Here is a 12,521-nt window from a genome sequence, read left to right on the forward strand (position 1 = left end):
GCGGGCGTGCCCGTGGTCACCGTGCCCCTGGCGAAGGGGGTGCCGGCGAGGGGGCCGCACGCCGGTGCCCGGTACGCCGGCGTCCGCTCCCCGGGCGGGGTTCGGGCACGGCATACCGGGCACGGCGGGGGCAGGTGCCGCTCTTCCGGGGTGGGTGCTGGTCGGTTAGGGGGTGACTCCCAGCCGCTCGGCCAGGCCGAACTGGGCCATGATCGCGCCGGAGTCGATGTAGGTGCGAACGGTCTGGACCTTGCCGCCCGTGATCTCGTAGACGTCGCACAGGTGCATCGTGAGCGGGCGCCCCGTGGCGGGCACGGTGCCCGCGGGGATCACGAGGTCTCCGGTGTGGGTGCCCCGGCCGGTGTACTCGACGACCACGGTGTCGTCCTTGGCGGTGAGGTGGTCGATGACGAACTCTCCGTCGGGAAGCGCGTCGAACAGCGACTTGGTGAACTGGACCGCCCCCTCGGAACCCTGGAGGGTCCGCCCGCTGCCCATGTCGATCAGGGTGCTGTTGGGGGCCATCTGTTCCGAGATGGTGGCGTAGTCGCGCTTGTTCCAGGCCTCGAAGAGGCCACGGACGAGCGTTGTGTTATCTGCCATGAGAGCCTCCGCTCTGCGGGCACCTGCTCTCACGCCCAAGTATTGGCCGCAGCGCGTGCGCTGCCATCATCCTTGCCGGGGGAGCCCCGTCCCACCTGAGGCACTCAGGGCGCCGCCGACCGTCAGCCCTTGCCGCCATTTCTGTGGCGCCGCAGACTGCGGCTGTGGTCGAGTCGGAGTTCGAGCGATTGCTGCGGTGTCCGAGCTGCGGCAGCGACGAGGTGCACGTGCTCGTGCGCGAGTCCGGACTCAGCAGTGCCTTCGACATCTTCGGGCTCGGCGCCATGGGGACGGCGAACGCCCCCAAGGAGGTGCGGTGCGCCGACTGCGGTCACCGCTGGGTGCGGCCGTCGATGAGCGCGCTGCAGGAGCGTGCCGACCGCAACCTGGCCCGCCGGTTCGAGGAGCTCGAGGCTCGCGCCGAACAGCTTCGCCGGGAGCTTCCGCCGCGCCCGGACGTCAGGGGCTGAGCGAGGTCAGCCGCCAGGGACCTCGTCGATCATCTGCCGCAGCGCGAGGATGTGGTCCTTCAGGGCCCGACGGCCGGCCCGCGTGATGCTCACCCACGTGCGGGGCCGCCGGCCCTCGAACGTCTTCTCGATCTCGACGTACCCTGCCTGGTAGAGGACCTCGAGGTGGCGGCCGAGGTTGCCGTCGGTGACCTCCAGGTTGTCGCGCAGGTAGGTGAAGTCGGCTCGTCCCGCGGTGGCGAGGATCGTCAGGATGCCCAGGCGGACGCGCTGGTGGACGGTGTCGTCGAGCCGGGTGCTCGGGTGTCCGGTCATGAACGGCGGCCTCGGACAGCCACGACCGCTCCTGCCGCCAGGGTGGCCACGGCGATCGCGATCCCCACGGCCATGTCGGCGGCGCGCAGGTCGAACCGGTTGTTGAACTGCGCCATGCCCACGGCGAGGCCGAGCAGCCCGGCGACCAGGCCCCAGACCACGAGGAGGCGGCTGGAGCGCCGAATGCCGGCGAGCAGCACGAGGGCCATGATCACCGGGTAGGGCCCGAGCACCCACGTGAGGAACGGGCCGAGCGCGACGACCAGGATCGCCACGACCAGCGCAGTCCAGGCGACGGCACGGGACTGGCGGCCGACGCCGCGGCGCTTCTCCCGCCAGCGCACGTAGAGCCACACCACCACCAACGCCAGCGGGGCCAGCGCCTCGAGCCAGAAACCCCCGGCGCCGTGCAGTGAGTCCGGGAAGCCCGGTGCGCTGGAGCCGAGGTTGAGGGCCACGGTCACGCAGGACACCAGACCTGCCGCGGTGAGCACCACGGCGTCCATGCCCGTGTCGCGGCGGGCCCGAGCGGCCAGGTGGTCCAGCTCGGCCACGGTGTCGTGCTTCATGAGGTCCCCCAGGAGCCGGTCAGGCGGGTGGTTCTGTCATCCACACCACTCTGCGCTACAGAGTGACGCCCGCGGAGGGGGCCGTCAAGCCCTGACACGACCTGGTGCCCGCCGCGCCGCGTTCCCGGCCGGATCGGCAGGGGAGTCGCGGCGCCACGGGCACCAGGTGGCAGGAGAGGTATCGCGCGTGGCGGCTCAGGGGATCGGCTCGCCGCCGACGGTGAGGACCTCGCACGCGGCGTGCTCGCGGCACCACCGGGCGACGGCCGGTCCGCCGTGCGGGACGTCGGCCCCGACGACGAGCAGGCTGGCCGCGCCGCTGCGGTCGACGAGGACGGAGGCCGGGTCGCCGGCGACGGTCTCGAAGGTGAAGCTGACCCGCGAGCGGCCGTGCAGGGCCCGCAGCGCGGCGTCGAAGGTCAGCTCGTCGGCCTCGGCGCGCTCCTCGGGAGTCGTGCCGGGCGGGACGACCTGGAGGAACCTCAGGCCGCAGCCGCGACGGGCGGCCTCCTGCGCCGCGACGCGGGCGACGGCGACCGGGTCCTCACGGCTGACCACGCCGGCAAGGACGGGCAGGCTCGGGGCGGTGGGGGTGTGCGACGTGGTCATCGAATGGTCCTTCCCTGGGAGAGCCGGCGGCCACGCCCTCCCCCGCGGGGGCGGGGAGGGGCGTGGCCAGGGGACGCCGGTGAGGCGGTCAGGCGGTGGCGACGGCAGGGACCGGACGGCCCTCGCCGAGGTGCAGGTCCTCGGTCGCCGAGGCCCGGCGCAGGTGCCAGAAGCCCAGCAGGCTCATCACGAGCAGGACCCCAGCCGCCACGAACGAGACGATCGCGCCGACGAGGGCGATCTGGCCCATCTGCCAGAAGGCGTAGGCGTTGAGCAGCAGGCCGCGCAGCGTCTCACCGCGGAACACGGTCTGGACCTGGCCGGCCAGCTTCGTGTCGGTGGGGTTGGCCAGCGCCTTGGAGCTGAGCTGGGCGTAGGTCTGGCCGCCCGTCATCCCCTGCAGGTGCACGGCGATGAAGTGGTCCGCGTAGGCCTTGGCCTGTGCGCCGTCGGTCATCTGCTGGCCGGCGTACTGGCTCAGGTACGGCTTGATGGCCGGGTCCTTGAGGGCGTCGCTGCCGGCCGGCGGGAAGAAGATCTTCTGGGCGCTGAGCTGGCTGTGGACCTCGCTCTGGACGAACGAGTGGGCCCAGGTGAGCAGGCCGCCCGCAACGAGGAGCATCGCCGCGACGATGAGCCCCACGGTGGTCAGCAGCGCGTCGAACGTCTTGCGTCGCATGGCTACTTCTCCTTGCCCGGGCCCGGTGGGCCCGAAGAGGTTCTGCCTGTGTTGGCAGGACCACCTTCGCGTGGGGCGTGGGGTGGCGATCAGGGTCCGCGGGCCCCGGTCCGGGTGGACCTTGGTCCCCAACCTGCGCGGCCCTACGGCCCGCCAGCAGGCCAGGAGCGGGTATGCCGTGCCGTCCCCGCGGTCAGCCGCGGACGAGCGGCACCGTCCAGCGCACCAGCGTGCCCGAGCCCGGCCCGGGGCCGACCTCACACGTCCCGCCGTGAGCCTCGGCCCGGGCGCGCATGTTGGCCAGGCCGCTGGAGCGGTCGGGGGTGCCGATGCCCCGGCCGTCGTCGCGCACCTCGAGGACGACATCACGGCCCGCGGTCACGGTGACCGCGACGTGCGACGCCTGGGCGTGCCGTGCCACGTTGGACAGGGCCTCGCGCAGCACGGCCTCGAGGTCGCGCCCCACCTCGGCGGGGACCACGGTGTCGACCGGGCCGCTCGTCTGCAGCCGCGGGGTGAAGCCGAGGGTGCTGCCGCTCTGCATGACCACGAGGGTGAGCAGGCTGCGCAGGCTGGGCGGGGTGTCGTGGCGGACCTGCAGGGTGAAGATGCTGTTGCGGATCGCCTTGATCGAGTCGTCGAGCCGCCCGACCAGCTCCATCAGCCGGGCCGCCTCCTCGGGGGTGGCCCGCGTGGCCATGCCGTTGAGGCCGAGACCCACGGCGAAGATCCCCTGGATCGCGTGGTCGTGCAGGTCCCGGGCGATCTGGGCCCGCTCCTCGGCCATCTCGTTCTCGCGGGCCGCTGCCTGGTTGGCCGCCACGGTGAGCACGAGGGCGGCCTGCGAGGCGAAGTCGCTGACCAGCGCCACGTCCTCGGAGGTGAACCGGCGGCTGCCGGGGAGGTGGCCGACGGTCAGGACGCCGAGCACGCCCTCGCCCGTCGACAGCGGGATCGCGGCCAGCGGCCCGATGCCGAGCGCCCGGATCGGGCCGGCCAGGCCGGTGGCGCTGCGCAGGTCCTCCAGGACCACCGGCTCCCCGCTGAGCAGGGCCGTGCCCGTGGCCGAGCCGTCGGCGGGGACGGGCCGTCCCACCATCAGCTCGCCCTCGAGCCCGTCGGCGGCGGCGATGCGCAGCTCGCCGTCGGCCTCGGGCACGACCACCGCGGCGAAGTCCGCCCCGGCCGAGGACCGGACCGAGCGCGCGACCAGCTGCAGGGCCTCGGTGCGGTCGAGCGTGCCCAGCAACGCGTTGGTGATGGTGCGGGAAGCCTGCAGCCACTGCTCGCGGCGCGAGACGCCCTCGAAGAGCCGGGCGTTGTTGATGGCCGCCGCGGCCGCTGCCGCCAGTGACTGCGCCAGCTCCTCGTCCTCGGCGGTGAACTCGCTGCCGCCGACCTTCTCGGTCAGGTAGAGGTTGCCGAACACGTGCCCGCCCACGCGCACCGGGACGCCGAGGAAGGACGTCATCGGAGGGTGCCCCTCCGGGAAGCCCACCGAGCTGGCGTGTCCGGCCAGGCGGCTCAGGCGCAGCGGCTGGGGGTCGGAGATGAGCTGGCCGAGGATGCCCCGGCCGGTGGGCAGCGAGCCGATGGTCTCGACGGTCTGCGCGTCCATCCCGGAGTGGACGAACTCGACGAGGGTGCGGTCCTGGCCCACCACGCCGAGGGCGGCGTACTGCGCTCCGACCAGCGTGCGGGCCTCGTCGACGATCCGCTGCAGCAGGCTGGTCAGGTCGAGGTCGCTGACGATGGACTGCAGGGCCCGGAGGAGGCCGTGCATCCGGTCCTGGGTGCGCATGACCTCCTGCGCCCGTTCGACGAGCTGCTCGAGGAGCTGGTCCAGCTCGAGCCGGGCCACCGACGGGAAGGTCAGGGGGTCACTGGCCGGCGCGACCGCCGGCTGCCGGCTGCCGGTGGCGTCGGGTCCTCGTGGCGCCATCGTCGGCCTCCTCCTGCGGGCGGGTGCCGGACCAGAATAGGAGGCTCAGGGGGCTCGCGCCCGCAGATCGCCGCGGGCCGGGGCGGGTCAGCCCGCGGCGACGGCCGGGGCGTCGTCCTTGGCGGCGCGTGGCGCCGGGACGGCGACCACGGGGCAGGTGGCGTGCGAGAGGCAGTAGTGGCTGACCGACCCTTCGAGCAGGCGCCGCACGCCGGTGTGCTCACCGGTGCCCACCACGAGCAGGGACGCGTCCTCGGAGCGACGGGCCAGCACCGGGCCCGGGCGCCCCTCGTCGACGTCCAGCACCCATCGGACGCTGGTCTCCTCCGCGCCGAGGCTGTCCTCCACGAACCGGGTGGCCCGGGCCCGGGCGTCGGTGATGGCCGTGACCAGGTAGGGGTCCGGTGCCGTCGGCATGCCGCCGCTGGGCAGGGTCCAGGTGTGCACGACCCTCAGCGTCTGGCCGGTCAGCCGGGCGAACCGCGCGGCCCAGCGCAGGGCCGCCGCCGAGCTCGGGGTCTCCTCGATGCCGACGACGATCTGGTGGCGCTCCATGGTGTCCTCCGCATCGCGTGCCGCCGGGTCCGGCGGTGACTCGACACTCCCTCTGTGGGGTGGTGTGTCGGCACGGTTGTCCGTCACTCGCCCGTGGGCCTTTGGTCCCGAACTGTCGGGACCACGGTCGCCGGCCGGGGCCAGACCGTTGTCCTGCGGGCTGAGGTTTGTGATGCTTCAGGGCATGACGCTGACTGGTGGGGCCGCTGAGCCCATCCGGGTCTTCGTGCTGGACGACCACGAGGTCGTCCGCCGGGGGCTGCAGGAGCTGCTCGAGAGCGGGGGCGACATCACCGTGGTGGGGGAGTCGGGGCTGGCCGCCGAGGCCACCCGACGGATCCCGGCGCTCCGACCGCACGTGGCCCTCCTGGACGGCCGGCTGCCGGACGGCTCGGGCGTCGACGTGTGCCGCGACATCCGGTCCCGGCACCCCGAGATCGCGGTGCTGATCCTGACCTCCTACGACGACGACGAGGCGCTCTTCGCCGCGATCATGGCCGGGGCCTCGGGCTACCTGCTCAAGCAGGTCGGCGGCACCGACCTCATCGACGCCGTGCGCCGGGTCGCGGCGGGGCAGTCCCTCCTCGACCCGGGCGTCACCCACCAGGTGCTCGAGCGGCTGCGCCAGGGGCCACCCCAGGACGCGGCGCTCGCGCCGCTGACCGACCAGGAGCGGCGCCTGCTGGAGCTGATCGGTGAGGGCCTGACCAACCGCCAGATCGGGGAGCGGATGCACCTGGCCGAGAAGACGATCAAGAACTACGTCTCCGGCCTGCTCGCCAAGCTCGGCCTCGAGCGCCGCACCCAGGCCGCGGTCTTCGCGAGCAAGCACCTGCCGCCGCACTAGGGAACATACCCCAGGGGGGTATGTGTTGAGTCCGGTATGACAGCAGACCACCACTCCTCGGGACCCCTGACCCGCCAGGCGGTCCAGGCGACACTGCACTGCCTCACCGGCTGCGCCATCGGCGAGGTGCTGGGCATGGTCCTCGCGACCTGGTGGGGCTGGTCCAACGGTCCCAGCGTGGCCCTCGCGATCGTCCTCGCCTTCGGCTTCGGCTACTCCCTCACCCTCGTCCCGCTGGTCCGGGCCGGCCTTGGCTGGCGCCGCGCCACCCGGCTGGCACTGGCGGCGGACACCCTGTCCATCGTCACCATGGAGGTCATGGACACCGCCGTGGTCCTGGTCGTGCCCGGCGCCATGGCCGCCGGCCTGACCGACGCCCTGTTCTGGACCAGCCTGGCGGTCTCCCTCGTGGTGGCCTTCGTGGTGACCGTGCCGGTCAACCGGTGGCTCATCGCGCGCGGACGCGGCCACGCCGTCGTCCACGCCCACCACTGACCGGTATGCCGTGTGACCGGCCGGCCACACGGCATACCGTCAGGCGGCTCACCGCCGGCTCACAGCCTGCGTGCCTACCGTCCGGGACATGGCCCCTCCGCTGGCCCCGGTCCGGGCCGCCCGCCGACGCGGCCGGCTGTGGCGGCTGGGCGTCGTGGCGGGCTGCATCGTCCTCGCCCTCCTGCTCGCGCTCGCCGCGCTGTGGCAGGTCACCCCGGGCGTGCAGGACGCCATGACCCGGGTGCGGGCGGTCGAGCGGGCGCACGGCGCACCAGCCCTGTCGTCGTTGCCGCGTGACGACAGGGTGGCCCGCGCCCTCGTGGCCACCGAGGACAGTCGCTTCTGGACCAGCCCCGGGCTCGACCCGCAGAGCGTGGTCCGGGCCGGCCTGGCCACGGTGACCGGCAGCTCCGACATCGGCGGCGCCACCCTCGAGCAGCAGCTGGCCAAGAACCTGTGGTTCGGCGGGCGCCGTGACCGCGCCGCGCAGCTGCAGGAGGCGGTGCTCGCCCTCAAGCTGGACCGGTCCTGGAGCAAGGACGAGGTGCTGCGGATGTACCTCGCCCAGGTCTACTTCGGTCACGGTTTCTACGGCCTCGCCCAGGCGTCCCACGGCTACTTCGGCCGGGCGCCCGCGCAGCTGTCCTGGGCCCAGGCGAGCATGCTGGCCGGCCTGGTCCAGGCGCCCTCCGCGTACGACCCGCTGGTCCACCTCCGGGCGGGCAAACAGCGGCAGCGGCACGTCCTGGACCGGCTCGTGAGCACCGGCGTCCTCACCCGGGCCGAGGCCGACGCGGCGTTCGCGGCGCCGCTGCACCTGGCCTGAGCCGGGTCAGTCGCACTCTGGCAGGCTCACCTCGAACTGCCGGACCAGCCGGCAGGACAGCGCGTGCAGCTGCTCCCGCCCGGCCTCGTCCAAGGGATCGAGCACCATCGCGCGCACGGCCGCCACGTGGTCGGGCGTGGCGCGGCGGACGGTCTGCAGTCCCTCGTCGGTGAGGTGGGCGAGGTTGCCGCGGCCGTCGGACTGCGCCGGGGACCGCTCGACCCAGCCCTTGTCCTCCAGTCGGCGCACCATGTGGGACAGCCGGGACGCCGACGCGTGGGTCAGGGCTGCGAGCTCGCTCATCCGCAGGGTGCGGTCGGGCTGGTCCGCCAGCGCCGCCAGCACGGCGTAGGAGAACAGGTTCAGGCCCCGCTCGTGGAGCCCGGTGTCGAGTGCCGAGGACATGAGGTCCAGCAGGGCCGCGAACGCGCCCCAGGTGCGTTGCTCGTCCCTGCTGAGCGCTCCGGTCTCCGACATGGCGTCACTGTCCGGGACGGTGGTGGACGGGTCAATCACCCGATCGGGTGATGACCCCTCGTCCGGCCGGCCATGCCGACCGGCACAATCGCGGCGTGCGCACCCTCCTCCTGCTGGCCGTCGGCGTGGTCGCGGTGTCCCTGTCCGGGCCACTGATGGCCGCCGCGGTCGTGCCGCCACTGGCGATCGCGTTCTGGCGCAACGCGTTGGGCACCGCGGCGATCGCGCCGGCTGCGGTGACCCGCCAGCGTGCCGAGCTGCGCTCGCTGACCGGTCGGCGGCTCGGGCTGGTCCTCGCCTCCGGTGCGGTGCTCGCGGTGCACTTCGCGACGTGGGTGACCTCGCTGACCTTGACGTCGGTGGCCTCGGCCACGGCGATCGTGTGCCTGCAGCTCGCGTGGGTGGTGTGCTGGCAGCTGCTGCGCGGCGAGCGGTTCGGGGCCAGGGTGGTCGCCGGCCTCGCCCTCGCCTTCGCCGGCGTGCTCGTGGTCTCCGGGGTCGACCTGACCCTGTCCACCCGCGCCGTCGCCGGGGACGGCCTGGCACTCATCGGGGGCATGGCGGCCGCCGCCTACACCGTGATCGGGTCACGGGCGCGCCAGTCGGCCAGCACCACCACCTACACCTTCGTCTGCTACGGCTCCTGCGCGGTGCTGCTGGCGCTGGCCTGCCTGGTCGCGGGGCAGCGGCTCGGCGGCTACCCCGCCGGCCAGTGGGCCCTGCTGCTGCTCATCACCGCCACCGCCCAGCTGCTCGGCCACTCGGTCTTCAACCACCTGCTGGCCACGACCGGCCCGCTGCTGGTCTCCCTGGCCCTGCTGCTGGAGGTCCCCGGCGCGGCGCTGCTCGCGGCGGTCATCGTGCACCAGAAGCCGCCGGTCACCGCGCTGGCCGGGCTGGCGGTGATGGTCGCGGGGATGGCCCTCGTCGTGGCCGGCCGGCGGACCTCCCGGGCGGTGCCCGCGGTGGAGGCCCCGGTCGACTGAGGCTGCCGACCCACCGTCGAGCTGGACGTTGCTGCCCCTTCAGCGCCGCTGAAGGGGCAGCAACGTCCAGCTCGGGTCGCGACGGGGACTTGAGGTCTGCGGCATACGCTCAGGGCGTGAGCACCCCCGCGCCAGACCCGGCCGACCTGCTCGTCCTCGGCGGCGGACCGGCCGGCCTGGCCGCCGTGTGGAAGGCCGCCCAGCGCGGGCTGCGGGTGGTCCTGCTGGAGCGGGCCGACCACGTCGGCGGCATGTCGGCCTCCTTCGAGGTCGACGGGGTGCGGGTCGACCTCGGCAGCCACCGGCTGCACCCCAACACCGCGCCCGCGGTCATGGCCGACATCCGCGGGCTGCTCGGCGAGGACCTGCAGACCCGTCCGCGCAACGGTCGGCTCCGGCTCGGCGAGACCTGGATCGGCTTCCCGCTGAAGGTCGGGGAGATGCTGCGCGCGCTGCCGCGCGGCATGGCGGCCGGCATCGCCCGCGACGTGCTCGCCAGCCCGCTGCGCCAGGCCGACGCCGACACCTACGAGGCGCTCCTGCGCGCCGGGCTCGGGCCGACCGTGTACGACGCGATGTACGGGCCCTTCGCGAGCAAGCTGTGGGGGCTGCCCGGCGAGCGGATCCACGGCGACCAGGCGCGGGTGCGCGTCACCGCCGACACGCCCGGCAAGGTCGCGGCGCGGCTGCTGCGTGGTGGGCGGACCGGAAACGGGACCGAGCAGGGCCGCTCGTTCCACTACCCACGCCGCGGCTTCGGCCAGATCGTCGAGGCGGTCGCCGACGCGGCCCGGCTCGCCGGCGCGCAGCTGCGGCTGGGGGCCGAGGTGACCCGGCTGGACGCGCGGACCGACGGCGTCACGGCATACCTGTCCGACGGCAGCGCCGTGTCGGCGCGGCGCTGCTTCTCCACCATCCCCGTCACCGCCCTGGCGCAGCTGAGCGGCCGCGGGCCGTTCGAGGGGCCCGTGCTGCACTTCCGTGCGATGACCCTGGTCTACCTGTCCCACGCGGGCGGCCGGTGGACGCCGTACGACGCGCACTACCTGCCGCAGGAGGGCACCCCGGTCACCCGGATCTCCGAGCCGGCCAACTACCGCGACAGCGCCGACGACCCGGCCGACCGCTCGGTCATCTGCGTCGAGATCCCGTGCATGGTCGGCGACGAGACGTGGACCATGGCCGAGGACCAGCTCGTGCGGCTGGTGCGGCACACGCTGTCCGACACCGGCCTCCCGCCGGTCAGCTGCCGCGCCGTGCACGTGGTCCGCCTGCCCTCGGTCTACCCGGTGTTCGACCTCGACTACGCCGGGGCGCTGGCGGCGATGCGCTCGCTGGTCACCGGGATCCCCAGCACCGTCTCGTTCGGGCGGCTCGGCCTGTTCGCCCACGACAACAGCCACCACGCCATGGCCGAGGCCTACGACGCCGTCGACGCGCTAGGCCCGGACGGCTCCTTCGACGAGCACGCGTGGCACGAGGCCCTGCGCCGGTTCGCCGGGCACCGCGTCGAGGACTGAGGCCGTGTTGAGCTCGCGGTGCACTGCGGGCAGGACCCGGCGCAGGTAGCGCCCGAGCCGGACGAAGGACTCGCCGCCCTCGCGGAAGGCGTAGTCGATGGGCACCTCGGCGTAGGTGAAGCCCTTGCCGAGCAGGTCCAGGGTGAGCACCTGGGCGTAGTTGTAGTCGTGGACGACCTCGGCGCTCGCCGCCGCGCGCGGGCTGAACGCGCGGTAGCCGCTCTGGCCGTCGGTGAGCTCCGGCCGGCGGGTCATCCAGCGCACCCACCGGGTCAGCACCTGGTTGCCGAACCGCCGGTGCGGCAGCATCCGCCGGATCCGCCCGGCGAAGCGCGAGCCCACGACGTAGTCGGCCTCCCCGGCCAGGACCGGGTCGGCGAGCCGGCCCAGCTCGCGCGGGTCGTACTCGAGGTCGGCGTCGAGGTAGACCACGGCGGCCGGCCCGAGCGCCGAGGCCTCGGCCAGGCCCCGACGGACCGCCGCCCCGAGGCCCAGGTTGCGCGGCTGGGTGACGACCCGCGCCCCGGCGGCGGCTGCCCGGGCGGCGGAGGCGTCGGTGCTGCCGTCGTCGATGACCACGGCCACGACCGGCCGGCCGGCGTGCTCGCGCGGGAGCCGCCCGACGACGGTGCCAACCGTCGCCTCCTCGTTGTGGACGGGGATGATCGCCACCACCGGGGCATCGGCGGCCACGGGCAGCGGCTGGGGGCGCGGCGGCAGCTCGCGGGCGAGCCGGAACCGCCCGAAGTGCCCCGGGCCGGGCACGACCAGGGCCGCGCCGCCGAGGACCAGGGCGTAGCCGGTCTTGACCGCATGACTCAGCAGGGCGACCGCGAACGCCGGTCCGGCGGGCACGCCCAGCGCGACGAGGGCGGCGGTCGCGGCGGCCTCGTAGGTGCCGAACCCGCCCGGGGTCAGCGCCACCGTCTGGGCGGCGATCGTCACCGCGGTCACGGCGACCGCGTCCAGCGCCCCGACGGGGTGCCCGCTGACCCGCGCCACGGCATACAGGACCGACGCCTCGAGGACCCAGGCGAGCACGGCACTCGCGGCCACGGCCGGTCCGGGAAGGCGCAGCGTCGGCAGCCGGCGGACCGTCGCCAGCCCGGCGGCCAGGGCGACGGCGCCGCCGCCCACGCCCAGCCACACCCACGTCCCCCCGAGGGTGAGCACGACGTGCGGCGCCGCGGCGAGCGCCAGCAGCATCACGGCGAGCAGGTCCGCGACCCGGAGGGTGAACGCCGAGGCGGTCACCGGGGCAGCCGGCAGGGTGGTGCGCCGCAGCACGCTGGTCACGCGCAGCGCCTCCCCGAGCCGCAGCGGCAGGACGTGGTTGCCCAGCAGCGACACGTGCAGCGCGGCCCACGCCTGCCCGGCGGTCAGGGCGGGCAGGACCCGCGTCCACGCCCAGCCGCGCAGGCCGAACGCCGCGGCGTAGGCACCGAGGGCGAGCAGCAGCGGCACCGGGTCGCGCAGCAGCGCCGAGGCCGCGGAGGCCAGTGAGCGCAGGTGGATCGCGTCGTCCAGGTATGCCGCGGAGGCCAGCACCAGCGCCACCCCGGCGCCGAGGAGGAGCAGCCGCCGCGGGTCACGGTCGAGGGGGGTTTTGACAGCTGGCACGAAAGTGA

General features: G+C 74.1%; 15 protein-coding genes. 6 read left to right on the forward strand and 9 right to left on the reverse strand.

What is annotated here, in order from left to right:
* Positions 1-165: 165 nt before the first annotated feature.
* A complete protein-coding gene (locus tag FB474_RS17700) occupies positions 166-603 on the reverse strand; it encodes an ester cyclase (RefSeq protein WP_141790185.1) in 438 nt (145 codons plus the stop codon).
* 164 nt (positions 604-767) lie between these two features.
* On the opposite strand from FB474_RS17700, the gene FB474_RS17705 reads away from it, so the two are divergent.
* The gene (locus tag FB474_RS17705) at positions 768-1,073 is read left to right on the forward strand and encodes a hypothetical protein (RefSeq protein ID WP_141790186.1); all 306 of its coding nucleotides are present in this window, start codon (positions 768-770) and stop codon (positions 1,071-1,073) included.
* A 6-nt stretch (positions 1,074-1,079) separates the two neighbouring features.
* Here the strand turns inward: FB474_RS17705 and FB474_RS17710 are convergent, their stop codons facing one another.
* The 6 genes from FB474_RS17710 to FB474_RS17735 all read right to left on the reverse strand — a co-directional run bounded on the left by FB474_RS17710 (position 1,080) and on the right by FB474_RS17735 (position 5,742).
* Positions 1,080-1,388, reverse strand: coding sequence for a winged helix-turn-helix domain-containing protein (locus tag FB474_RS17710; protein WP_141790187.1), 309 nt, complete (start codon positions 1,386-1,388; stop codon positions 1,080-1,082).
* Positions 1,385-1,957, reverse strand: a complete 573-nt coding sequence (locus FB474_RS17715) for a hypothetical protein (protein ID WP_141790188.1) — start codon at positions 1,955-1,957, stop codon at positions 1,385-1,387. Before FB474_RS17715 ends, FB474_RS17710 begins: the two co-directional genes overlap by 4 nt.
* A gap of 195 nt (positions 1,958-2,152) precedes the next feature.
* Positions 2,153-2,566: an adenine nucleotide alpha hydrolase family protein gene (locus FB474_RS17720; RefSeq protein WP_141790189.1), complete on the reverse strand. Its 414-nt coding sequence runs from the start codon at positions 2,564-2,566 to the stop codon at positions 2,153-2,155.
* 88 nt (positions 2,567-2,654) lie between these two features.
* On the reverse strand, positions 2,655-3,245 hold the full coding sequence (locus FB474_RS17725; RefSeq protein ID WP_141790190.1) for a hypothetical protein: 591 nt from the start codon (positions 3,243-3,245) through the stop codon (positions 2,655-2,657).
* 193 nt (positions 3,246-3,438) lie between these two features.
* A complete protein-coding gene (locus tag FB474_RS17730; RefSeq protein WP_141790191.1) occupies positions 3,439-5,187 on the reverse strand; it encodes a sensor histidine kinase in 1,749 nt (582 codons plus the stop codon).
* A gap of 87 nt (positions 5,188-5,274) precedes the next feature.
* Positions 5,275-5,742 (reverse strand): universal stress protein, encoded by a 468-nt coding sequence (locus FB474_RS17735; protein WP_141790192.1) that lies wholly within the window; start codon positions 5,740-5,742, stop codon positions 5,275-5,277.
* Between the two features lie 184 nt (positions 5,743-5,926).
* Between FB474_RS17735 and FB474_RS17740 the strand changes: the two genes are divergently transcribed.
* From FB474_RS17740 to FB474_RS17750, 3 genes are all read left to right on the forward strand, one after another.
* Positions 5,927-6,589: a response regulator gene (locus FB474_RS17740; protein ID WP_141790193.1), complete on the forward strand. Its 663-nt coding sequence runs from the start codon at positions 5,927-5,929 to the stop codon at positions 6,587-6,589.
* 36 nt (positions 6,590-6,625) lie between these two features.
* A complete protein-coding gene (locus tag FB474_RS17745) occupies positions 6,626-7,084 on the forward strand; it encodes a DUF4396 domain-containing protein (protein WP_141790194.1) in 459 nt (152 codons plus the stop codon).
* Positions 7,085-7,172: 88 nt separating this feature from the next.
* On the forward strand, positions 7,173-7,910 hold the full coding sequence (locus tag FB474_RS17750; RefSeq protein ID WP_141790195.1) for a biosynthetic peptidoglycan transglycosylase: 738 nt from the start codon (positions 7,173-7,175) through the stop codon (positions 7,908-7,910).
* 6 nt (positions 7,911-7,916) lie between these two features.
* On the opposite strand, the gene FB474_RS17755 is transcribed toward FB474_RS17750, so the two are convergent.
* A complete protein-coding gene (locus FB474_RS17755; RefSeq protein ID WP_141790196.1) occupies positions 7,917-8,387 on the reverse strand; it encodes a MarR family winged helix-turn-helix transcriptional regulator in 471 nt (156 codons plus the stop codon).
* A gap of 95 nt (positions 8,388-8,482) precedes the next feature.
* On the opposite strand from FB474_RS17755, the gene FB474_RS17760 reads away from it, so the two are divergent.
* Complete coding sequence (locus tag FB474_RS17760; protein ID WP_246092596.1) at positions 8,483-9,373, forward strand: DMT family transporter; 891 nt, start codon at positions 8,483-8,485, stop codon at positions 9,371-9,373.
* Between the two features lie 116 nt (positions 9,374-9,489).
* Positions 9,490-10,893 carry a protoporphyrinogen/coproporphyrinogen oxidase gene (locus tag FB474_RS17765; protein ID WP_221632666.1) on the forward strand — a complete coding sequence of 468 codons (1,404 nt, stop codon included), beginning with the start codon at positions 9,490-9,492 and terminating at the stop codon, positions 10,891-10,893.
* On the opposite strand, the gene FB474_RS17770 is transcribed toward FB474_RS17765, so the two are convergent.
* On the reverse strand, positions 10,813-12,513 hold the full coding sequence (locus tag FB474_RS17770; protein WP_185746249.1) for a lysylphosphatidylglycerol synthase domain-containing protein: 1,701 nt from the start codon (positions 12,511-12,513) through the stop codon (positions 10,813-10,815). The genes FB474_RS17765 and FB474_RS17770 overlap by 81 nt on opposite strands.
* Positions 12,514-12,521 lie beyond the last annotated feature (8 nt).

It is taken from the genome of Oryzihumus leptocrescens, from assembly GCF_006716205.1.
GTDB classification, from domain to species: domain Bacteria; phylum Actinomycetota; class Actinomycetes; order Actinomycetales; family Dermatophilaceae; genus Oryzihumus; species Oryzihumus leptocrescens.